Source organism: Sphingomonas sp. PL20, from assembly GCF_017875905.1.
Classification (GTDB): domain Bacteria; phylum Pseudomonadota; class Alphaproteobacteria; order Sphingomonadales; family Sphingomonadaceae; genus Sphingomonas; species Sphingomonas echinoides.
Genome location: NZ_JAGINH010000002.1, coordinates 4,121,212 through 4,143,942, shown reverse-complemented (window position 1 = coordinate 4,143,942; position 22,731 = coordinate 4,121,212). Strand labels below are relative to the sequence as shown.

Annotated in this window: 22 protein-coding genes; 5 read left to right on the top strand and 17 right to left on the bottom strand. The window is 63.0% G+C overall.

Annotation, left to right across the window (positions count from 1 at the left end):
• Positions 1 to 209: 209 nt before the first annotated feature.
• Positions 210 to 716, bottom strand: coding sequence for a hypothetical protein (locus H4W01_RS19565; RefSeq protein ID WP_169793964.1), 507 nt, complete (start codon positions 714 to 716; stop codon positions 210 to 212).
• A gap of 240 nt (positions 717 to 956) precedes the next feature.
• Here H4W01_RS19565 and H4W01_RS22925 point away from each other — a divergent pair, with 240 nt between their 5' ends.
• From H4W01_RS22925 to H4W01_RS19545, 5 genes are all read left to right on the top strand, one after another.
• The gene (locus H4W01_RS22925) at positions 957 to 1,550 is read left to right on the top strand and encodes a retropepsin-like aspartic protease (protein WP_334685372.1); all 594 of its coding nucleotides are present in this window, start codon (positions 957 to 959) and stop codon (positions 1,548 to 1,550) included.
• Entirely contained in the window at positions 1,547 to 2,008 is a 462-nt protein-coding gene (locus H4W01_RS22920) for a PDZ/DHR/GLGF domain-containing protein (protein WP_334685371.1), read from the top strand. Before H4W01_RS22925 ends, H4W01_RS22920 begins: the two co-directional genes overlap by 4 nt.
• 226 nt (positions 2,009 to 2,234) lie before the next feature.
• Positions 2,235 to 3,755, top strand: coding sequence for an aldehyde dehydrogenase family protein (locus H4W01_RS19555; RefSeq protein ID WP_209612913.1), 1,521 nt, complete (start codon positions 2,235 to 2,237; stop codon positions 3,753 to 3,755).
• A 57-nt stretch (positions 3,756 to 3,812) separates the two neighbouring features.
• The gene (gene adhP, locus H4W01_RS19550) at positions 3,813 to 4,850 is read left to right on the top strand and encodes an alcohol dehydrogenase AdhP (RefSeq protein ID WP_024018493.1); all 1,038 of its coding nucleotides are present in this window, start codon (positions 3,813 to 3,815) and stop codon (positions 4,848 to 4,850) included.
• Positions 4,851 to 5,031: 181 nt separating this feature from the next.
• On the top strand, positions 5,032 to 6,321 hold the full coding sequence (locus H4W01_RS19545) for a glycoside hydrolase family 130 protein (protein WP_209612912.1): 1,290 nt from the start codon (positions 5,032 to 5,034) through the stop codon (positions 6,319 to 6,321).
• Between the two features lie 100 nt (positions 6,322 to 6,421).
• On the opposite strand, the gene H4W01_RS19540 is transcribed toward H4W01_RS19545, so the two are convergent.
• The 16 genes from H4W01_RS19540 to H4W01_RS19465 all read right to left on the bottom strand — a co-directional run bounded on the left by H4W01_RS19540 (position 6,422) and on the right by H4W01_RS19465 (position 22,256).
• Positions 6,422 to 7,189: an HAD-IIB family hydrolase gene (locus H4W01_RS19540; protein WP_024018495.1), complete on the bottom strand. Its 768-nt coding sequence runs from the start codon at positions 7,187 to 7,189 to the stop codon at positions 6,422 to 6,424.
• A gap of 202 nt (positions 7,190 to 7,391) precedes the next feature.
• Entirely contained in the window at positions 7,392 to 8,207 is an 816-nt protein-coding gene (locus H4W01_RS19535; protein ID WP_209612911.1) for a Cof-type HAD-IIB family hydrolase, read from the bottom strand.
• A complete protein-coding gene (zwf, locus tag H4W01_RS19530; protein WP_024018497.1) occupies positions 8,204 to 9,634 on the bottom strand; it encodes a glucose-6-phosphate dehydrogenase in 1,431 nt (476 codons plus the stop codon). The genes H4W01_RS19535 and zwf overlap by 4 nt, the downstream gene beginning before the upstream one ends.
• The gene (gnd, locus tag H4W01_RS19525) at positions 9,631 to 10,644 is read right to left on the bottom strand and encodes a phosphogluconate dehydrogenase (NAD(+)-dependent, decarboxylating) (RefSeq protein ID WP_119750000.1); all 1,014 of its coding nucleotides are present in this window, start codon (positions 10,642 to 10,644) and stop codon (positions 9,631 to 9,633) included. The genes zwf and gnd overlap by 4 nt, the downstream gene beginning before the upstream one ends.
• A gap of 81 nt (positions 10,645 to 10,725) precedes the next feature.
• On the bottom strand, positions 10,726 to 13,131 hold the full coding sequence (locus H4W01_RS19520; protein WP_024018499.1) for a glycosyltransferase family 4 protein: 2,406 nt from the start codon (positions 13,129 to 13,131) through the stop codon (positions 10,726 to 10,728).
• 465 nt (positions 13,132 to 13,596) lie between these two features.
• A complete protein-coding gene (locus H4W01_RS19515) occupies positions 13,597 to 14,922 on the bottom strand; it encodes an NRAMP family divalent metal transporter (RefSeq protein ID WP_226949255.1) in 1,326 nt (441 codons plus the stop codon).
• Positions 14,923 to 15,160: 238 nt separating this feature from the next.
• Positions 15,161 to 15,856: a cytochrome c3 family protein gene (locus tag H4W01_RS19510; RefSeq protein WP_024018501.1), complete on the bottom strand. Its 696-nt coding sequence runs from the start codon at positions 15,854 to 15,856 to the stop codon at positions 15,161 to 15,163.
• Positions 15,853 to 16,536 (bottom strand): iron reductase, encoded by a 684-nt coding sequence (locus H4W01_RS19505; RefSeq protein ID WP_024018502.1) that lies wholly within the window; start codon positions 16,534 to 16,536, stop codon positions 15,853 to 15,855. Before H4W01_RS19505 ends, H4W01_RS19510 begins: the two co-directional genes overlap by 4 nt.
• A gap of 1 nt (position 16,537) precedes the next feature.
• Complete coding sequence (locus H4W01_RS19500) at positions 16,538 to 18,514, bottom strand: FAD-binding oxidoreductase (RefSeq protein WP_209612910.1); 1,977 nt, start codon at positions 18,512 to 18,514, stop codon at positions 16,538 to 16,540.
• Between the two features lie 12 nt (positions 18,515 to 18,526).
• Positions 18,527 to 18,907 (bottom strand): hypothetical protein, encoded by a 381-nt coding sequence (locus H4W01_RS19495; RefSeq protein ID WP_209612909.1) that lies wholly within the window; start codon positions 18,905 to 18,907, stop codon positions 18,527 to 18,529.
• Positions 18,908 to 19,201: 294 nt separating this feature from the next.
• Entirely contained in the window at positions 19,202 to 19,573 is a 372-nt protein-coding gene (locus H4W01_RS19490) for a DUF1622 domain-containing protein (protein WP_334685370.1), read from the bottom strand.
• 460 nt (positions 19,574 to 20,033) lie between these two features.
• Positions 20,034 to 20,498, bottom strand: a complete 465-nt coding sequence (locus tag H4W01_RS19485) for a heavy metal-responsive transcriptional regulator (protein ID WP_209612907.1) — start codon at positions 20,496 to 20,498, stop codon at positions 20,034 to 20,036.
• A gap of 101 nt (positions 20,499 to 20,599) precedes the next feature.
• Entirely contained in the window at positions 20,600 to 20,938 is a 339-nt protein-coding gene (locus H4W01_RS19480) for a hypothetical protein (RefSeq protein WP_209612906.1), read from the bottom strand.
• Positions 20,939 to 21,024: 86 nt separating this feature from the next.
• Positions 21,025 to 21,240 (bottom strand): hypothetical protein, encoded by a 216-nt coding sequence (locus H4W01_RS19475; RefSeq protein WP_209612905.1) that lies wholly within the window; start codon positions 21,238 to 21,240, stop codon positions 21,025 to 21,027.
• Between the two features lie 2 nt (positions 21,241 to 21,242).
• Positions 21,243 to 21,722: a MerR family transcriptional regulator gene (locus H4W01_RS19470; RefSeq protein WP_209612904.1), complete on the bottom strand. Its 480-nt coding sequence runs from the start codon at positions 21,720 to 21,722 to the stop codon at positions 21,243 to 21,245.
• Positions 21,723 to 21,896: 174 nt separating this feature from the next.
• Complete coding sequence (locus H4W01_RS19465; protein WP_209612903.1) at positions 21,897 to 22,256, bottom strand: hypothetical protein; 360 nt, start codon at positions 22,254 to 22,256, stop codon at positions 21,897 to 21,899.
• Positions 22,257 to 22,731: the final 475 nt, after the last annotated feature.

The window sequence follows — 22,731 nt, the reverse complement described above, 5'->3', positions numbered from 1 at the left end:
AACCAGACCTGAAGAGACGCCGCGGAGCCGATTGCCCCGCGGGGGCATGGTCGCAGAGACGGCCGACCGGGCAGGCGGGGTCAGGGGCGCATGAAACCCGGCCGAGGAAGTGAAAGGCGCGCAGGATCAGCGTCCGGTGGAGACATCCGTATCTGCCGGACCCTCGCATCTGTCTCGCCAACGCTGTCGGCCCTTCACTTCCGCGCTTCCTACATGTCGTCGCTCATCGGCGTGGCGGGCATGCTGGCGGCGGGCGGCGCCTGGTCCGGCTTCGCTTTGGGCGCCATCGGCATCTTGTCCTTGCACCCGGCCGCCCCGCCACATCCCATCTGCATGCCGCCCGACGCGTTCACGCCCATCTGATGGTCGTGCATCATCTCGTCATGCATCTGTCTCGCGCCATGCTTCATCCCTGCCTGATGGGCCTGATGCGCCTCGTGGTTCTGGTGCTTGACGACTTTTGCCGGCACCGGCGGGGCCTCATCCGCCCAAGCCTGCGTCGCCGAGAGCGCGACAAGCGCAGCGATGGCGGGGACGATCAGGCCAGCTTTGCTACGGAAAATATTCTGCATGACTTGGCTCCTCGAAGAATTGGACGTGGGGACCGCAAGATTTCGATCCGTTTGAAGATGCCAGCAGAAGTGCCGTTCGAGCCGTTCGGGAAATATACGTTTTGTTACGGATGCCTGCCGCCGGCGCAGCATGCGAACGATCATGCCGGGCAATGAGACCGCCTGTGCGGCGTCGATCGAACGGGGCGGTTTTCCAGAAGCAGGCAGGGCAGATTGGAAAACGACGCGGACGCTTATCACAGGATGCATCGCCGGACGCTTCTCGCCCGCGGCCTGTCCGCCGCGTCGCTCCTGGGCGCCTCGTCGGCTGGCTTCCCTCTGACGTCTCTCGCCCGCGCAGGCGATGGGTGGGGTTCCTTTGCCTGGACGTCAGCGGAGATCGCGATGGGCGATACGCTGATGGTCTCGGCAGAGGTGGCCGGCAGTCCCGTCCGCGCCATTCTAGACAGCGGAAGCGCCGCTTCGATCATCAATACGCGCCTGGTGGAGAGTCTGGATATCGCCCCATCCGGGAAACGGATCATTCGCGGCACCGGTGGCCGCGTCGAGGTCACCGAGATCAGCGACGTTGCCCTCACCGTCGCCGACGATCGCAGGCGCTTGCCGTTCGCCATCGTGAGCGACCTTGCGGCGATATCGTCCGCATTCGGGCGCCCGATCGATCTGGTCCTGGGGGAGGACATCTTGGCGGGGCGCTGTGTCGCCCTCGACTTCACGCAGGACCGGATCGGCTTCGCCCCGACGGGGAGTTTTGCCGGCGGGAGCGGCTGGCGTCGCCTTCCTCTGACGCACGGGACTCGCAGCGACTGCTGGTCACAGCGTCGATCGGGGGCGGGAGCCCCGTGCAACTCATTTTCGATCTCGGGAGCGCAAATGCGCTCATGCTCTCTACCCCCTTTGTCGCTGCGCAGGACCTCCTCGCCGGCAAGGCCCGGTCGACCGCGGCGCTGGGAAGCCTCGATGGGGTCCAGATTGTGACCGCCTTTGTTCTGGACGACATTGTTATCGGCGAAGTGCACATTGCCGGGGTGCCGGTGGCGGGGCTGGATCATTGGCAATCCGACAGCGCGGTGGGGAGCATCGGATTGCCGCTCATCGCGCAATTCGATGTGATCATGGATATCACTGCGGAAAGCCTGTGGCTGCGTCCGGCGCCGCCAAAACACAGGCTCCCGATGCTGAAAGACCGTTCAGGCTTCGGCCTGGCGGTTTCGCCTTCCGCCCTGACCGTCGCCCATGTCGCGGTCCATAGTCCGGCCGAGAAGAGCGGCTGGTCGGTCGGCGATCGGATCGTCCGTATCGACGGGCGGCCAATCAATGCAAGCTACACGCGTGGGCAGCTTTGGCGCTGGCGCTTCCTTCCTGCCGGCACCCACTTCAGGCTCGTCGACGGATCCGGTATCGTGCGGCTGCTGACGCTCGCAGATTATTACTGACGTTGACGCCCGTGTCGGCGTTCGGTCGCGACGCACGGCTTCTTGTTGCCGATCGACACCGCATCCAACCGGCCCCGGATTGCTCTATCAGCCGCTACGTAACAATCCCAATACTTCGCAAAGTCGTCATCTCGCACATCCGCAACGCAGCCCTCCTGCGAGGGAGAATATTGAGTCCGCGGTGCCGCACACCTGGGCGCCGGGCCATGTATAGCGGAGATGTTTCATGTTCCAGCAAGCGATCGACACCGTCCGGGCGAAGGGTCACGCACCGTCGCGTTATGGCAACTTCATCGGTGGACGATGGGTGGAGCCGATACGCGGCGAATATTTTACGGACCATAGTCCGATCAACGGCCGGCAGCTGGCCGAGATCGCGAAGTCTTCGCCAGAGGATGTGGAGGCAGCGCTGGATGCTGCCCACCGGGCGAAGGAGGGCTGGGCGCGCATGTGCCCCGCCGAGCGCGCAAGGATCCTCAATCGCGTGGCTGACCGGCTCGAGGACAATCTCGAGCTGCTCGCGCTGGCCGAGACCATGGACAACGGGAAGCCGATCCGGGAGACCCGCGCCGCCGATGTGCCGCTGGCCATCGATCACTTCCGCTATTTCGCCGGCTGCGTCCGCGCGGAGGAAGGGTCGATCTCGACAATCGACGAGAAGACGATCGCCTATCATTTCCGCGAGCCGCTGGGCGTCGTCGGACAGATCATTCCGTGGAATTTCCCGCTGCTGATGGCGGCCTGGAAGATTGCCCCGGCGCTCGCGGCCGGCAACTGCACGGTCATCAAGCCCGCCTCGCAGACGCCGCTTTCGCTGCTGCTGTTCGCCGAGCTGACCGCCGATATCCTGCCGCCGGGGGTGGTCAATATCGTGACCGGACCGGGTGGGTCGGTCGGACGCGCGATCGCGGCCAATCCGCGGATTGCGAAAGTGTCCTTCACCGGCGAAACGACGACCGGCCGGCAGATCATGGGCTATGCCGCCGAGCACCTGATCCCGCAGACGATGGAGCTGGGCGGAAAGTCCCCGAACATCTTCCTGACGGACGTCATGAACGAGGACGACAATTTCCTCGACAAGGCGCTGGAAGGCTTCGCCCTGTTCGCGTTCAACAAGGGTGAGGTCTGCACCTGCCCCTCGCGCGCGCTGGTCCACGAATCGATCTTCGACCGGTTTGTCGAAAGGGCGGTCGCGCGCGTCGCGGCGATCCGGGTCGGCGACCCGCTCGATCCGCTCACGCAGATGGGCGCGCAGGCGTCGGAGGACCAGCTCCACAAGATCCTGGGCTATATCGACATCGGCAAGCAGGAAGGCGCCGAGTGCCTGACGGGGGGGCAGCGCGCCCGTCCGGGAGGCGAGCTCGACGACGGCTTCTTCGTCGAGCCCACCGTGTTTGTCGGCAACAACAAGATGCGGATCTTCCAGGAGGAGATTTTCGGGCCGGTCCTGTCGGTGACCCCGTTCAAGACGATCGAGGACGCGATCTCGATCGCCAACGACACCATCTACGGATTGGGCGCCGGTGTGTGGACCCGTAACGGCAATCATGCCTATCGGCTGGGCCGCGCGATCGAGGCCGGTCGGGTGTGGACCAACTGCTATCATGCCTATCCCGCGCACGCGGCGTTCGGAGGATATAAGGCCTCCGGGTTCGGGCGTGAAAACCACAAGATGATGCTCGACCACTATCAGCAGACCAAGAATCTGCTGGTCAGCTACGACGAGACGGCCCTCGGCCTCTTTTGACCCGGCTCACCCAGGCCGCGGCCAATCCGCGCGGCCGCCTCTGCAAGGAACACCACGATGAACAAGACCATGAAAGCTGCGGTCGTACGCGAATTTGGCCAACCGCTGGTGATCGAGGAAGTGCCGGTCACGATGCCTGGCCCGGGCCAGATCCTGGTGAAGATCGCGGCGACCGGCGTTTGTCATACAGACCTTCACGCGGCCGAGGGGGACTGGCCGGTCAAGCCCAATCCACCGTTCATTCCCGGCCATGAGGGTGTCGGTCATGTGGTCGCGGTGGGTAGCGGCGTGACCTATGTGAAGGAGGGCGACCGTGTCGGCGTCCCCTGGCTCTACACCGCCTGCGGGCACTGTGTTCATTGCCTCGGCGGATGGGAAACGCTCTGCGAGGCCCAGCAGAATACCGGCTATTCGGTGAATGGCAGTTTTGCCGAATATGTTCTCGCCGATCCCAACTATGTCGGTCACCTGCCGGCCAATATCGGGTTCATCGACATCGCCCCGATCCTGTGCGCCGGCGTGACGGTCTACAAGGGGCTGAAGGTCACGGACACACGGCCCGGCAATTGGGTGGCGATCTCGGGCATCGGCGGTCTCGGGCATATGGCCGTGCAATATGCCAAGGCGATGGGGCTCAATGTCGTGGCCGTCGATATCGACGACGCCAAGCTCGCGCTCGCGGAGCGACTGGGCGCAGATCTCTCCGTCAACGCGCGCAACGTCGACCCCGCGGCATTCATCAAGAAGGAGATCGGGGGCGCCCATGGCGCACTTGTCACCGCCGTGTCGCCGATCGCATTCAAGCAGGCACTCGGCATGGTCAGGCGGGGCGGCACGGTGGCGTTGAACGGGCTTCCGCCAGGCGACTTTCCGCTGTCGATCTTCGACACGGTCCTCAACGGGATCACCGTTCGCGGCTCCATTGTCGGCACTCGCCTCGATCTGCAGGAAGCCCTTGATTTTGCCGCCGAGGGCAAGGTTCACGCGACCGTCACGACGGACACGCTGGAGAATATCAACGACATCTTCGCGCGCATGCATCATGGCGAAATCGAAGGCCGGATCGTGATCGACTTCGAGGGCGGCGCCCAGTGACGGCGCGCTCGCTCAAAGCCTGCGCGGAACAACCGCTCTCGCATCGAGTTAGCCTCGGCTCTCGACGTCGGCGGGTCACGTGCCGCGACCCCGGGGCGAGTTTTCTCGTACCGTGGGACCGGCACAAAGCGGTCATAGATCTCCTTGGTCGCGGCAGCGCCCTGGGTGGAGACCGGCCGGCATGACCGAACGCGCCAAGCTCACCTTTTACGACCGCGTGCTTCGACCCGATCCATCACGCACTGTCGTCCGGCCATTTGAGCCGAGTTACCCCAGAGGCTTCGACGACGGTCCATCCCGCACGCAGGAGACAGTCGACCTGATCATGGGTCTCGACGAGGCTGAGTTGGCCCGCCAGTTGAAAGGCGTGACGCTGTCGCTGGACGAGAACCATCGTGATGTTGATGCCATGCTGCTTCGCCAATTCGACGATATCGCCGGTCGGATTAAAGGCGCTGATCGGACGAACGCTGCGCAACGACGATTGGTCGGTGCCTATTGCAGCGAGGAATTTGCATATGAGGCGGCCGCCTTGTTCAATCCAAGCGCGGTACTCCATCCCGACCAGTCGGGTCTTGCCGAAGGCACCATCCGTTTCGTGATCTCGTTGCGGGGAATTGGCGAGGGACATGTGTCGTCCGTGACGTTCCGCACTGGCACCTGGACGCCGGGAGGAGCGCTCGTCGTCGATGATGCCAGTCCGACATCGGTAGCGCCCCTTATCGATACCTGTCCGAGAGGTGAGGGCGTAGCGGCGCGCCTTTGCTGCGCTGGTGGCAGGTCGATTTCGGAGACCGTGCTGTTCCCGGTACTGCCAAGCCAAACGCAAGGCATCGAAGATACGCGCCTCGTCCGCTTCTGCGAAGATGACGGCAGCATGATCTATCATGGAACCTATACCGCGTTCGGCGGGGGCCAAGTGCGATCGGAATTGCTGACGACGTCCGATTTTCGGTCGTTCGACATGCGCGTTCTGAGCGGTCGCGCCTCGAGCGGAAAGGGTATGGCCCTCTTTCCGCGGCGCATCGCGGGCAAGTACGCAATGCTTGGGCGTCAGGACAGCAAGAACATCTGGCTACATTTTTCCGATGAGCTGCTGAACTGGGAAGGGGGCGAAAAGCTCATTACGCCAAAGTTCCCCTGGGAATTCGTGCAGGTGGGAAATTGCGGGTCGCCGATCGAGCTCGACGAAGGCTGGCTGGTGATGACCCACGGTGTCGGCACGGTGCGAAACTACTGCATCGGCGCGTGTCTGCTCGACAAGAACGACCCATCGAAGCTGCTGGCCCGCACGCCGCGCCCGGTGCTCTTCCCCAGTCCCCACGAGCGAGACGGTTACGTGCCCAACGTCGTCTACAGTTGCGGTGCGATTGTTCAGGGTCGGACGATGTTGCTCCCTTATGGCGTGGCGGACAGCTTTACTGCCTTCGCTACGGCATCGATCGACAATCTCCTCGATGTGATGGAGTAGGTCACTTTGGCTCACAGGGAATAGTCGGCCGCCGGGTGGAGAATTCTTGTTCCGGCCGGCGTGAGACGCGCCCGGGCGGCGGGTCATCTCGCACCTGTGGTTATTGCTCGGCCAGAGCGGGATCAGGCGCGAGGCAAGCGAGGATTGCCATGATCGCGGTTCGGGTCTCCGCCACGTCTCGCACGGGGATTACGTCGATTCCGGCTGCGCGAACGGGATCGTCATTGCCACCGGGATAGATCGCGTCCCCCATGAACAGCATGGCCGACTGCGGAATGCCGGATTCCTCGGAAAGACGGCGCATTCCGTAGGCCTTGTCGATACCTTGGCGAGTAATGTCGATGGAGGTTGATCCTCCCACGTTGACGGACAATTCCGGCAGTCGTGATCGAAGCGCCGCCTGCAGTGCCTTGCGCTTGGCGAAGTCGGGATCCCACGCTTTCTTTGCATCGAGCGGCGCCTCCTGTCCAAGTCCAGAGAAAGTAATCTGGCTTCCGCGGTCCTCGATCCGCTCGCCCCATATCTTCTCGTGCGCCAGGTCCATCTCGTCCAGAGCCTGTTCAAACGCGCGCAGAATGCGCTGGCGTTCGTCGGGGTCGAACACATCAGCATAGACTGGTTTCCAGCTGCTCTCGAAACGGTAGAGTTTGGTGCCCGTCGTCGGCATAATGAAGAGCTGCCGGAGGTTGGCACTGCTCGGCAGCAGCGACACGACTTGCGCTTCGAACTGCGGCCAGTCGCCACCGGAGATAACCGCGACGCCGACGAGATCGAGCAGCGCGGCAAGCAACTCGACCATATTCTGGTCGATCGGCTGCTTGCTTTCAGCCAGCGTGCCGTCGAGATCGAAGGCGAAAAGTCGCTTCATCGGTGGACTCCAATCAGGGTGCGGTCGCTCGGCAGGTAGGCGGCGCTAAGGCACGATCGCCGGCTCTGGTGGATCTCCGAACGCGATGCGCCTTTCCAAGATGCCGCAGCGGATCCGCCTTTGGCCCGGCTCGTGCGGCGCTGCACATTTTTTGCGCGCCACCTCGTCGCGCACATCGATGGCGCGACCGACAATGGCTGGATCATCTCGCAGCCTCCGTCTGGATGATATTGTCTATCGCCTGGGCAGCGCCGTCCTCCTCGTTCGACACAGTCACCTGGTCAGCGGCTGAGCGGACCGCGTCGGGACCCTGTCCCATCGCAATTGAGAGGCCAGCGCGCGCGAACATTGGAAGGTCATTGCGCTCGTCCCCCAAGACGGCAACGTTGGCGAGCGGCACTCCGATCGCGGCTGCCAGGGCGGCGACGCCATCACCTTTGTTGGCCTGGGCGGCGGTAATGTCGAGATAGTAAGGCTGTGAACGGCCGACAGTCGCAGAGCGTCCGAGCGCTGCCGCGATATCGCCGTCAAGTCGCGCGAGGAGTGCTTGGTCGTTGCTGACGCCGACGATCTTGTCAGTGTGTGCGAGCAATCCCGCGAAGTTGTCCCTGATTATCGGCTCGATGTTTGCCGCGCGGCGCTCGCGCGGAACGTACACATCGTCGGCCGCGCGTGCGTACCAGAGGCCGCCCGTGAACAGCCAGGGCGTGACGGCTGGGTGCTCGAGCAGGGCGAGCGTCCGCGCGGCGCACTCGGGATCGAGTTGGTCGGCCGAGATGACAGCCCCATCCGTCTCGACGATCGTGCCGCCATTGAAAGCGCCGATGACGCCCGTGAGTTCCAGCCGTCTCGCGATCCAAAGCATGCCGCTGGGCGGGCGAGCACTGATCAGGCTCACCGCAATACCAGCTGCTCTGGCGCGTCCAACTGCAGAGATGACGCCTTCGGAGAGGCTTTTGTCCTGGCGGACGAGCGTGCCATCTATATCGGAGACGATCAGGCGAATAGGGCTGCTCATCCCAGGTGATGCCAGCGTCGATGCGAGCGGTGCATCAGCGCATCCGCACTTTCTGGGCCGGCGCTGCCTGCGGCATAGTCCTCGGGAGTGCCCTGCGTCCACAGATCGAGGAGCGGCTGCACAGCGCGCCAGCCACCTTCGATTTGCGCGGCGCGCTGAAACAGCGTCTGGTCGCCGGATTGCACGTCATACAGCAAAGTTTCGTAGCCGGTCTGGTGGCCAACGTCGAAATGGTCACGGTAGCGGAAATCCATTGCCACTGGCGCAGTGTTCACGACGAGCCCAGGCCGCTTGACCACAAACTCGAGGCTGATGCCCTCGTCGGGCTGGATTTGCACCACAAGACGGTTGGGGGGCAGCCGGTCCACCACCGTCTCCTGGAAAAGCGCCAGCGGCACGTCGCGGAATTGGACGACGATCTCGGTATCACGGGTCGCCAGCGCCTTCCCGGTGCGTAGATAAAAGGGCACGCCCGACCACCGCCATGTCTCTACGTGCAACTTGAGTGCGGCGAAGGTCTCCGTGCGGCTGGCAGGGTCCACGTCGGGCTCGTCGAGATAGGCGGGAACGGCCTTGCCAGCGACTGAGCCCGAGCAATAGCGCCCGCGAATGGCCTCGGCCGGGTCGATCGGCAGGATGGCGGCAATCACCTTCTCCTTCTCCGTGCGGATCGCATCGGCATCGAAGCTGATCGGGGGCTCCATCGCTATCATCGCCAGTAGCTGGAAGAGATGATTGGGAACCATGTCCCGCAATGCGCCGGTGGCGTCGTAGAATCTGCCGCGGGTGCCGACGGTCACTGCCTCGGCCGCCGTTATCTGGACATGGTCAACGTAGCGGTTGTTCCAGACGGCCTCCATCATGGTGTTGCCGAAGCGTGTGACCATGATGTTCTGCACGGTCTCCTTCCCAAGGAAATGATCGATCCGGTAGATCTGGGACTCGCTGGCGCGGGAAAGGATTTGCCGGTTCAGCGCCTGCGCGGAGACAAGGTCGGTCCCGAACGGTTTTTCGATCACGACGCGGCGGAAACCATCGGTCTCGGTGAGCAGTCCTGCATCGCCGAGCTGATTGACGACGGTCCCGAAGAAAGTCGGCGCGGTGGCGAGGTAGAATATCGCGTTGCCGGCGAGTTGGCGGCCGAGACCCTGATACATTGCCGGGTCGGCGAAATCGCCTTTCAAATAGCGGATACGACTGCGGAGCCATTGCCAGTTGGCATCGTCCTCCACGCCTTCGTCAAGCGCCGCGCGCAGCTGTTCGTCGTCGATGTCATGATGGCTGACACCGACGAGCGCCAAATCCTCCTTCAGCAAGTCGGCCCGAGCGAGGTTGACGAGCGCGGGTATCAGCAAGCGGCGGGCGAGGTCTCCGAGTGCGCCGAAGATAACGAAGGTGGCAGAGGGCGCAGTCGGAGCATCGCTCATTGCGGCATCTCGACATGGCCACCGAAGCCGAACCGCATCGCCGAGAGCAGCTTGTCGCCGAACGTTGTGTCGACGCGGCTGCGGTAGCGCGCGAACAGTGCCGCTGAGAGCACGTAGGCAGGGACTGCCTCCTCCATTGCCGCCTCGATCGTCCAGTGACCCTCGCCGGAATCCGCGACCTGGCCGGAGAATTGTTCCAGCATTTGGTCCTTCGCGAGCGCCGTTGCGGTCAGATCGAGCAACCACGAGGAGATGACGCTTCCGCGACGCCAAACTTCGGCGATGTCCGTCAGGTTGAGGTCGAAGCGCTCGTCTTCCGGCAGCTTGGCCGATGACTTGCCCTTCAGGATGTCGAACCCCTCAGCATAGGCCTGCATCAAGCCATATTCGATGCCGTTGTGCACCATCTTGACGAAATGGCCCGAGCCGGCGGGACCGGTGTGGATATAGCCCTTCTCGGCACGGGCATCCTCGTTGGGATCGCCGCGATCCGGCGTGCGTGCGATCGTCCCGAAGCCTGGTGCCAGGGCCTCGAAGAGAGGATCGAGACTGACGAGCGTCGCAGCATCGCCTCCGATCATCATGCAATAGCCTCGGTCGAGGCCCCACACGCCGCCTGAGGTGCCCACATCGACATAGTGGAGCCCCTTCATGGCGCACAGCTTCGCCCGGCGGATGTCGTCCTTGTAGAAGCTGTTGCCGCCGTCGATGATTATGTCGCCTGGGGAGGCGAGGCCCATCAGCGTCTCGATCGTGCTCTCCGTCGGCGGTCCGGCTGGCAGCATCACCCAGAAGATGCGCGGCCCCTCCAGCGTGGCTGCGACCTCCTCAAGCGAAGCGGCGGGGGTCGCGCCTTCGCCGGCCAGCATGGCCACCAGCGGCGGGTTCCGATCATAGGCGACGATCTCGTGACCGCCGCGCATCAGACGGCGCGCGATATTGGCACCCATCCTGCCGAGGCCGATCATCGCTATACGCATCTGCTCATGCCTCAGCTTTCTGTACGGCATCCATCGCCAACGGACCGATGGAGTCGGTCGCGGACCTTTTGAGCGCTCGGGCCTTTTCAGCCGGCTGAGCCGATACCGTCGTCATGGATTTGGGCATCCACAGGAAAGCTGAGCTTCTGGGCGGTCTTCGGGAAGACCTGTTCGGACCCCGTTGGGTACCCGCCTGAGAGGCTTAGTACCGGCCGCGCAGAGTTCGACTACGCGTGCCGCTCTGCTCGACGAGCTATCCTGTTCGGCCGTGCTCAGGATCGCGGTCAGTGCGGAAAGATATGCGAGCGTCGATTCAGCGCCTTGGTTGGCATTGCGCCGGTCTGGATGGAGACCATCGAAGCAGGCGCCTCGTTCGACGTCCACGACGGGGATGCCAAGGTCGTTTGCCCCGAGAAACCAATTGAAGGCCCGGCGCGCTTCGCGCTTCCACCGGACGTCGCTGGTGACTCGGGCCGCGGTAAGGCATGCGCTCACCGCTGCACAAGCCTCGAGAGGCTGCTGGTCGAACGGCTGCGGGCGCCGCCTGTCGCTTCCAAATGTTTCGGTTCCGATCGGCCGAAAGTGCCCAGCTTCAGCCGTCTGCAGCGTCATCAGCCAGCGCAGCGTATCGAGGCCGGCATCAAGGTGAGACTCGTTGCCAGTGTCATGGCCGCTTTCGATGAGAGCTTCACACAATCGGGCATTGTCATAGCCGAGCCTGTCTTCGAACCAGATCCAGTCGGGCGCGGCGGCGTCAGACCAACGTTGGAACAAGCGATTGGACAGTTCTCCTCGCAGCTGTTCCAGATTGCGATGGCCCGGGAAGCGCCGGAGAAGCTTTGAGATGCCGAGCAGCCCGTAGGCCCAGGCACGCGGCGTGGTCAGCGCTACCAACGCCGGCGCCATCTCCAGCAAGCGCGCGGCGGCCCATCCGTCCAGGAATCGATCGTCTTTTCGCATTGCGACCGCCCCCAGCGCCCAGACCGTGCGGCCATGCGCGTCGTCGGCTCCCGCATCGTCGAGCCATGTGCGGTCGAACCCCATGAAATTGTGGACGCGGTTATCCTTTGGCGACCAGGCGTGCTCAACGAATGCGGCATATGTCAACGCAAGCTGCTCCTCGTGTGGAGTAAGAGAACGCAGCGTCGATAGTTCGGAGAGAAGCAACAGCGCGCGCGCGTTGTCATCGAGGCAATAGCCGTGTCTCCGGTCCGGAACCGCGAATTTTGTGTGCTGGGTTACGCCGACCATGTCGGTAAGAGCGGCGAGATGGTCCGTGTTTATCGGTGGAAGCGCCCTGTTCCAGGCTTCGTCATTTACAGGACGTATAGCCCGAGAAGCGCCGGAGCGTCTTTCAAATCGGACATCGGAGAAGACTTTCAGGTACTGCTTCGCCACGCTCGACCAGATCATCGCGCGACCGCGCTCGTACGCGCGGGTTCTAATCTCGCTACGCGACGCGCCATCGACGATCAATCGAGCGACGGCAGCTCCGAGTGCATCCGGTTCCGAAAAAGGCACCAGCACGCCACAATGGTCGGCGAGCAGTTCCTGCGCATACCAGAAGGGCGTGGAGACGACCGCTTTACCAAGGGCAACAGCGTAAGCGAGCGTTCCTGAAACGATCTGCGCTTCATTGGGGTAAGGCGATAGGTAGATATCGCATGCAGCCAAATGGTCGAGCAGCTCATCCAGTGAGAGATAACGGTCGACAAAGCAAATATTCTCGATGACGCCGAGTTCGGTTGCGAGTGCAACGAGGCTATCGCGATAGCGTTCGCCTTCATCCCTAACGAGGTTGGGGTGGGTCGCGCCGACAATCATATAGAGCAGATTGGGATGGTCGCGAACGAGTGCCGGCACTGCGCGAATTGCCGTTTCGATACCTTTGCCTGGACCAAGCAGGCCAAAGGTCATCAACAAGGTCCGGTCTGCAAGTCCCAGTTTGTGCTTCGCCATCGCCGGATCGATAAAGGCGCGGTCCGGAACGCCGTGGGGTATCACGGCGATGTGCTCGGTCGGGACATCATAGACGTCCTGCAGAATGCGCCGTCCTTTGTCCGCCATGACGACGAGGCGGGATGAGTGTTTGATGATGCCATCCATGACGCGACGTTGTGCAGGGTTGGGGTTGGCCAGTACGGTGTGCAGCGTCGTGACGATCGGAGCGTTGAGGCCGCTGAGAAGGCCAAGGATGAATTCACCGGCCTCACCTCCGAAGATCCCGAACTCGTGCTGAAGAGAAACGAGATCGACGTTCGACACGTTGAGGAAGTCGGCGGCGACTGCATAGGACGCGGGCGAGGCCTGCTGGATCTCCAGGGCGACATCGGGCGGATAGGCGTAAGTGTTGGCATCGTCCGTCAACGCGATCGTCATTGAAGAGAGATCGGAATCGCAGTTCTTCAACGCCTGCTGCAGATCGTTGGTGAAGGTGGCGATGCCACACTGCCTTGGAATGCAGGTTCCTACGACAGCGATACGCTTGAGCGGGGGAATGATCACAGAGTGGTTCATGCTCGACCTCAAATATGAAAATATCTCTCAGAGCGACTCATGCCGCCTTGGGGGCCGCGTCCGCTGCTCCCTCGTGTTCGCGCCGCGGCAAGACGACGGTTGCCGAGCAATGGGGTTCATGATCCGACCATGTTGTCGGGCTTCGACCACCGTCCAGAGTCAAGGCCAATATTCTGTCTCCACGCCTGAGCAGCTTGGACACAGGATTGCGCGGCCGCGCCGGCCTGACGGCGTTAATGCTGGCGCGGTGACTTGGGCGATTGGCTTGCATTTCTTCGATTTATGGCAAGCACACACACGTCGCGTTACGTAATGTGCGCAGGACTTGCTGACCGGCGTCGCCTGAGCCAGGCCGCGCGTCGGCCGGATTCACGATGCTGAAATTGCTGAGGGCGGAACGCGTCAATCTCGTGCCAAGCTTGATCTGTGCGTGCGAGCGCTGGATCGCCAGGGGATCATCATCATTTATCGCGCGGTCGGGGCGATCCACGAAACTGTGGTCATTATGGCAACACCGACCATGACCAGACAGGCTGCGCCACCGAGCAGTTGCAGCCGCCGAGGAATGGGCTGGCCGTTCATCGCTTCGGAATCCGAGCCGAGCCATATCACCAGGGCAATAAGTGGGGCTGCAACAAAGCCGTTGACGACAGCACTCCATAGCAATGCCCTCATCGGATCGATCGAGGAGAAGTGCACAAGCACACCCAGCAACCCCGCGGCAGCAATTACGCCATAGAAGGCCTTGGCCCGCCCAGCGCTTTGCGCAAGGCCGGTCCGCCAACCAAATGCTTCAGAAACGGCATAGGCCGCAGAGCCGGCGAGCACCGGAATGGCGAGCATGCCGGTCCCGATGATTCCGACAGCGAAAAGCGCGAAGGCAAAATCGCCTGCAAGCGGTCGAAGCGCCTCGGCCGCTTGAGCAGCCGTATCAATCTGGGTGGTTCCAGCGACATTCAGAGTTGCGGCCGTCGTCACGATGATGAAGATGGCAATGACGTTCGAGAACAGCATTCCGAGCCAGCTGTCCAGTCGGATACGGCGCACTTGCCAGTCTGGCCCTGGCTCCGCATCACCAGCGCTGGCCAGGCCCGCTTCTTCGGCTTCCTGCGAGGCCTGCCAAAAGAAAAGATAGGGGCTGATCGTGGTGCCAAAGATCGCCGCCACCAGCATCCACGCTCCCGAGCCGGGCATGGCTGGTACTACAAGCCCGCGCAAGACCGAGCCCCAGGATACATGCACCACAAATGCCGTCGCCGCATAAGCCAGGAGCGCCAGGGTCATCCATCGCAAGAGCCGGGCATATCGCTGATAGTCCACAAACGTCTCGAGCAATGTTGAAGCAAGCGCAAAGACGATCACCCAGGGGTGCGGGGGACCGCCGCCTATGAGAGACATCGCCGAGCCCATTGCACCCAGGTCGGCCCCGAGATTGATGATATTTGCGATGAACAGGAGGAGGACAACGAGCCTTAGAACGGGTGATGGACAACGACGACGAATGGTTTCAGCCAGCCCGGCGCGGGTACTTCGCCCTATTCGACCACAGATCTCCTGCACGGCCGCGGCAAGCGGCCAGGTGAGAAGCATGGTCCAGCCAAGCATATATCCATAAGCCGCGCCGGCTTGCGCATAGGTTGCAATCCCGCTGGGATCGTCGTCGGCGGCTCCGGCAATAAATCCTGGGCCAAATATTTGGCGGATGCGTCGCAATCGGCGGGTGCGAGACGCCTTTGGGCGTGGAGCTTTCATCAAAGGGCCGTCCTGTTGGGAATCCGGCTCGCGCGCCAACGGGGTTCTCGTGCACGCTGGTCCCATTTTTCCAGTTCTTTGGTCGGCCGGTTACGGATCCTTGAGTTCGGTTTCGTGAATGTGGTCTGCGGGCAGCGGCATTTTCGCGCGAACGGACGTGGCGCGAGGAAAAGCTGTCGGGCAGCGCCCTTTCCAACTCCGGGAAATCCTCGAATTGCTCTTTCGGGCTGGAGTAAAGCGCGCGTAGCGACTGTTGCCGGTACACCCCTATGACGGGTCAATGGACCTTCACCATGCCGACACCCTTGATATTGTTGAATGAGTCGGTCTGGTGACACGCGAAGCACTGCTCCACGCGGGCGCTCTTCTCGCCGGTGATCGTCTTGTCCATCATTTCGAAGTGCATCATGTTATGGCTCGGCGGCGGCTTGTGGCACTGCGAACATTCGGTTGATTTGGGGCTGGGGTGGAGAAATCCGCTGATCTTCCAGCTGCTCGTGAGATGGCAGCTGGCGCAGTCCGTGCCGAAGAAGCCCTTATGCGTGTCCCGGGGGGCATGACAGGACTGGCAGTCGAGCCCCGCGGGATGGTTCATGCCACGCTGGGCGATCTTCTCGAGTACGGCATGATCCATGCGGACCGGCCGAATGTCTCTCCCCTGATGTTCGACATGGCAGCCGGCGCATTCCGTGACGTTAACGTGGAAGGCGGTCTCCGGCTTCATAAGCAATTCCGGCGCCGACGCATGGCAGGCAATACAGGTTTCGGCCTTGATCCCGCGATTGGGCGTGTGACAGCTCTCGCACTTGCCTTCGAGAAATGCATGGGCGTTCGATAGCGGCCCGGGTCGAACCGACGACGCCCATTGCGGCAGCGCGGTGCTGCCCGAGCGGTAGATGGTGAGGGGGACGGCGATCGCGGCGGCCACCGCGAGCGTCGCAAGGATCAGATAGACGATGGTCGTCCGGTTCATGGCCACCACCGCAGGCCGAAGTAGATGCTGCTCCAGATGTGCATCGTCAGCAATCCGTACATGATGATCGCCGCGACGATATGCACGACGATCCACCTGTCGAGCGTGGCCTTGATGACGTCGCGTGCGGTAATCGTGAATTCGAGATCGGCTATCGCGCCGAGCAGCGAGTCTAGCGGCAGTCCTGATGGATCAACGATGTTCTGACCGTGCAGATCGGCCGATACGGCCGCCAGGACGTCATAGCGGTCGCGCAGGACCTTGAGTTCCTTTTGCTGAAACCGCAATTCCTGGCCGACCTGCGCCAGATAATATCGGCCGATGAAGCCCGTGACGACGACTGTCAGCATCGCGATCACGAGGGCGATGCCGATCGGACTTTGAAACTTGTGCCCTGAATGGATAATCCCGAGCAGCGCGCCGATCGCGCCGGCATACACATGGAAACTGAGCAGTCCGCCAAGCGAGACGAGACGCTGCGTGCGCTGCTTGACCCACGCCTGCCGCTTCACGATGCTGTAGACGAGCAGGAGCACGAAAAGCAGGGCGGCGGCGATGCCGAACAGGCCTCCCGCCAGGCTCCCGGGGAACCGCGGCGCGGAATGCAGCAGGAAGGCCGGGACCAGCAGCGCAAGAGCGGTCAAGAGAGCGCCGACCGTTACTTTCTCGGTTTCGGTCATCTCAAGCGTCCACCACGAGATCGCCCACCGATTTTGCCTGGCAGGCGAGGATGATACCGTCGGCCTTCTCGTCGGCGGCGAGAGCGTCTTCCACTTCCATCGTCACTTGGCCCTGCCGCAGCGGGACCTTGCACCTTCCGCAGATGCCGACCCTGCATTCATAGTCGATGGCCACGCCAATGGCCTCCGCCGCCTCGAGCACGGACTGATCGGGTGCGAGTGCACCGCTTTTGCCGGACTTCGAAAAAGCGATCGTCGCCTGCGCGGAAGGAATGGCGGGCGGCGTCTGCGGGGCGGCCGATGCCGAGCTGTCGGTCGCGGTCTCCGCCGGTTCATCTTCAAGGACGGGTCCGCCCTTGGGGGGCGCGAATTCCTCCGTCTTTACCTGCTCCGCCGGCACCTTGAGCTGCGCAAGCGCCGCCTTCACCGCGTCCATCATCGGCGGCGGGCCGCACAGGTGAACGCGCCTGCTGGCGATTTCGGGAACGGACGCGGCGATGAAATCGGCCGTCAGATAGCCGGCAGGTCCTGTCCAGTCGGTGCCATCGGGCTTTGCGACGATGGAGATGATGTGAAGTTTGCGGTGGCGCCGCGCCAGATAGTCGCATTCCTCGCGAAAGATCAGGTCCGTCGGCGTGTTCACGCCGTAGAGGAGGTAGATGTCGTGTTCATAGGAGCGGTCGGTCAGGCTGCGCAGCACGCTCATCATCGGGGTGATGCCGACCCCGCCGGCGATCAGGACGATGCCCTCCGCCTCCTTGCCGGTGAAGAAGAACCGGCCCGCGGGCGCCGCAATCTCGAGAAGGTCGCCCGTGGCGGCGTGATCATGGAGATGGCGCGATTCCAGCCCATATTGTTCGCGCTTGATCGTGAGCTCGATATAGTCGCGCTGTGTGGGCGATGACGAGATCGTGTAGGATCGGCGGACCTTCTGGCCTTCGATTTCCGAGGTTATCGAGGCATATTGGCCGGGCAGGAACGTGAACGGCATCGGCCCGCGGTTCGGCTCCATGAGCCGGAACGTCTTGACGCTCGGGGTCTCGTCGAAAATCGCGGTGATCCGCAGGACGCCTTTCCACAGGCGCGGCGCTGCCGGCGCCGCGCCTGTGGGTGCAGGTGCGGCTGACGGCGCAGCGGGCGCCGGTACGACAGCGCCCGGCGCCGCAGAGACGGCCGGAATGGCCGGTGGCGGAGCCCCGCCCGGTGCGAGCCGCTCGACGAGACTTGCGATGCGGCGCAGGCGTGCCCACCGCAGCAGCAACGCTGCAACCAGAGCCGCCGCCAGCAGCGCCATGGCGATCAGGTGCCACCAGGAAAGACCGGCCGCCTCGCCACCGGCGGCCATACGGTCGCTATCGGCCAGACCCGCCTGGGTCTTGAACCAGCTCAGGGCAATCTGCCGGGGAGGGCGGCCCTCCTCGAGGCCCCTGAGCGCGCCTGCACCGCTGTCCGCGAGTGCGAGGCCTTCGCGGGCGCCCCGGATCGCATCCTGGGCTCCTTTGGTGTCGTTCGACATGAGAGCGTGGTGAAGCCGGGCTTGCTCCGCGGTCAGGACCTCGGCGCCGGACCCCAAGCGGGCGAGAGCCGCGGTCCGTACCGTCCGCCGTGCCTCATCGGTCAGGACAGGCCAGTCCATCAGCGAAGGGTAGAAGGGTTTGGCGCCGCCATTCCCGCAGCATCCCGCCGGCCCCGCGCCCATTTTGGCACCCGGCGACGGCGCCATCATCCCTTTCATCATCGCCGCCATGGGATCGGCAGCTTTCGCTGCGGCCGGAGCTGCTGCCCCCATCGTGTTGCCCGAAGGCATCGCGGCCGGCGCGGCGGCTGCTCCCCCTGGATGATGCGACGCGTGCTCGGACTCGGCCATCTGCGCTGACGCTGGCGGTGACCCTGAGATCATCGCCAGCGCGAGTGCGGTACCGCTCCTCAAAGCCCGCGACAGCTTGAGGCCGGTGATGTTGCTGTGAAGGCGCGTCACCTGAGGACTTCCTTACATATCGTCCTTCGTGGGCATCGGCTTGTCGGCCGGCATCGGTGCCGGCTTCGCGGCGGCGGGTTTCGCATGGCGGTGCGGGGCGGCCTTGGGCTTGGCCATCGGCTTCTTCTTCATGCCGCAGCATCCGGCCTTCTTCGCCATCGGCGGCATGGCCGCGGGCATCTTGTCGTCCTGCATCGGCATGCCGGCCATGCCAGGCATCGCGTCGTGCTTCTCCATCATGCCGCCTGCCGGCATCGACGCGTCGGCGGGAGGCGCGGGCTGGGTCGAGGTCTGGCCGGCGGCCTGCCCCTGGGCGGAAGCGATCGCGGGCGACAGCAAGATGGAACCTGCCAGCGCAAGCGCGCGCAAGCGGGAAGAACGTGTCATGATCATGATCAATACTCCGTGGTAATGACCTGGCCGATCATTCGGCTGGTCACGGTCCTGAGGGACCACAGATAGATTTTGGCCAATATACGTAATTCCCTACTGTGCCGGTGCTGCGGGGCGAGAGCCAAGGAGCAGCCGCGAACAAGGATGCGATTCCAGGATCGCCAGGACAGCGAATGCGGCCGATACCATGCACGGCTACGAACGGTTTGCTGTGGCAAGGCCTCTGAGCGCCACCGATCCCGCCTGAGCCCAGGTCGCCCAACGCTGTAAAATGCTGCGGCACGAGCGCCGGTCTCAATCATCGCGTGGGGTTCCCATCACCCTCTGCCAGGGCCAGCGGCCCTTGATCTCGACCTCAAGCGAGAAACTCAGGAAGGTTCGTATCAGCACGATGCCGGCAAGGACCGCGAGGCTGCTGAGCGTGGGCTGGATTGCGATGGTGTTGATGATGTCGGCCGCGACCAGGAATTCGAGTCCGAGAAGAATGGCTTCGCCAAGGCTCGACCTGAAGCTGCCTACCACGTGCTGGTCGATCGGGCCTTTCACGGATTGCTGCAGGAATCTGATCAGCGAAGAACCCGCGCCGATGACGATGATCGCCGTCCCCGTGACTTCGATGGCCCGCGTGATCCAGTGGATGCCCTCCACGATGAGGCTCTCGGTCATCACGGACACCGGTGCATCACGTGGCGAACCCTGCGGCCGCCCAATGCGACGAGGCGATCGGGTTCGCGTTCGATGATGACCATGCGTTTGTCAGGCGGCCCCGGGGCGGCGGTCTCCGCCCGCGCCAGGGAATAGAAGATGGTGTCACCGCGTTCGTACCACTTCCCGGCGGCCCGCGGTCTCCGGTCGGGCAAACGGAGTTCGTTGTAAGACCCGTCTGCCCTGAACTCCCAGGCTGTGCCGGTCTCGCATCCGGACCGGGCGTCGAACGACCAGACGCCAACGAGATCCGTTTTCGTGCCACGACCCTGGGCCGGCGGGCTCTCGGCAACTGACGGCTGGGTCAGGCCGCCGACTGCAGCAACCATAGCCAAGGCCAAACCTGCTCGGCGGCGGAGCGCACGCGATCGGGACCGGCTCGCGCAAAGCAGCGACGAGACAGGGCGCCGATCAATAGTGCTCACGAGGGCGCCTTCACCGCGCCGGTGGCGGAAGGGTCTCCGTCTTCTGGTGCGCCGTCCCTGGAGATGCTCGCGAGATGCGCGAGGATCGGGCAATCCGCGATGGGAATGTCGATCGAGCATTGGGCGGCAAGGGCCGTCAAGGCAGTCCTGATGCGGGTCAGATCATCGATGCGGCTGGTGGCTTCAGCGATCTTGCCCTCAGTGATGGCCAGGACATCGGCGGTCGTCGCGGTGTCGGACGCGCGCAAATCGAGCAGGCTTCCGATTTCGCGAAGCGTGAATCCGAGATGCTGTCCCTTGCGGATGAACCGCACGCGCTCGAGATCGGCGTCGCCATAGGTGCGGTAGCCGGCGGAAGACCGGGCGGGCGGCGGAAGCAGACCGTTGCGCTCGTAATAGCGGATGGTGTCGGGACGGACGCCGAGCGCACGCGACAGCTTTCCGATCGTGAAATATGTCATGGCGGGTCTCCGCTGCCGCGACCATTCGGCAGGTCGCGGCATCATCCTTCGGATTGGTCTTGCTCGGTTCGGGCAGCGCCGGGGGGGGGGGGCCGCTCTGCTTACATATCCTTCATCGGGGCGGACTGATTGCTGTCGGGCGTACCCGTTGCCGGTGCGCCATTGGGCATCATCGGCCCACCACGGCGCATGTCGCTGTGGTCCATGTCCTGACGGTGGCGCTCGTCCATATCGGCCGTCGCGTTGTCGGTCGCGACAGAGTCCGTGGCGGCGGCGCTGTCGTTTTCAGGCGCGTCGGTGGCGCTTGCAGAGGCATTGGCGGCAGCCTGGTTTTGCGTGCCGTCGGTCTTCTTGCCGCATGCGGCAAGCGTTCCGAGAAGCGCAAGGGCTGTGAGACCCGAGACGATCTTCCCGGTCGTATTCGTGAGGTGCGTCTTCATGATGTGTCTCCGAATGAGAGTGAGCGGTCGAACGCAAATTCCGTCGGACGAGCTTGATAAGCGTGCTCGACCGACGGATCAGGGTGTCATTGCTGCTTGAGAATCTGCAGGCAGCGATCGTGCGAGAGATTCATCGGGTTGCGCCCCTGTCCCTTCATCTCGTTGTGATCATGGGGCGTTGCGAGACCCATATTGTCTTCCATGGCCTTGCAGCTCTCGATCTGTGCGCTGGTCGGCGGAATGGTCGCGCATGCGCCGAGCAGCGCCAGCGGGAGCAGTCCCAGCGAGATAGAATATTTCATGTTCAGTCCTTCCCTGTTGAGGTGGTGTGGTCCTCTCCCACGGATATTTGCTCTTGTTGTTCTGCGGCCAATGGAGACAGCCGCCCGTCCCGGACCAGGAAGAGGAGCGGGCAGGTGTCGCTTTCGGTCTCGTGTGCGGGCGCTTCGCCCAACTGCGCGAGACGTGTCTCGATCCGCTCGAGCTGTTCGACCCTGGCCTGTGCTTCGCGCAGCTTGAGCCGCGTGACGGCGAGGATCTGCGAGCCACCGAGAATGTCACCGGCCCGCACCAGCAGGAGCGCCTGCGTTTCGGTGAGGGTGTAACCGAGCCCCTGTGCCGTGCGAACGAACTTGATGCGATCGACGTCAGACGGATGATAGACGCGGTATCCTGCACTGGTCCGTTGCGGAGCGGGGAGCAGGCCGGTTCGCTCATAATAGCGTATGGTATCCTTTCGAACCCCGGCAGCGTCGGCCAGTTCACCGATTCTAAGCCGTGACATGGCAAGTCTCGGAGGCACCGTGCCGCTTGGACCTAGGTCCAGGGTCAAGAGAAATATTTGGACGTTGGTCGATCATCGCCGCTCTCCTGTCCGTTCAAACGCCCCGCGACTTGTCGTCGCTTGCGGCCGCCATCAGGCATCATGGGGAACGGCAAGCCCCTCCCCGGCACCCCCTTATTTCTTGCGGAGCTCGACAATGTCGTGGACTGCGGGCGTGCCGTCGGCGATGCTCACATGGGCGAAATGGTCATCGAAGATGTGATCGATCTTGACGTGCCCGACGGCCACGCGACGGAAGCCCGCGCCGGGGGTCTTCGAAGGTCCAGGTGTGGTTTCCACACGGTAGACCTCGAGCACCTGTCCGACTGTCGCGCCATCGGCCTTGCCGACACAAACGACCGTTCCGGTCGTGTCCTTGCCGACGATCGATCCGCGCATGAAAAAGCTGTGGCCGATGCCCTGGGCGAAGGTGGGCGCGGCGCCGAGCACGGCGAGGCCAGCAAGCGCGATGGTGATCTTCTTCTTGAGCAACATGGTGGAAGCCTCCTTGGCTGAGTTTACAAGACCCGCCGAGGAAACCTGGCGGTGAAGAACCTTTCTTCGCCACCAGAACTATGGACCCGGCTCCCGACTCAATATGCGTAATGTTACGAGGACGAATCAGAGGCTCAGGCGAGACATCCTCGCGTCTTATGCTTCTCTATTCGCTACTCAATTGGTTGGATGTGCTGGCACTCGGAGCAGCGAACTCGTGCTCTGCCATGAGGGTTTTGCGCCCGCCATGCGTAATTAAATTAAGGTGGCCAATGGCCGCGTTCAGACTGGTTGCCCACGGGTCGCAGCGTGGCGCGAAGGTGGGCGGGCGGAAGAAGCAGGGGCAGGACAATGATCGAACTACAGATCGCGCTCCCTTCCGCCCGCCCTGTGGCGGATGCTTCTTACTCCGCGTGAAGCCTGGGCATCGACGAAATCATTTTCGACGTGATACGGCTGCGGATCGGGCTTTGGC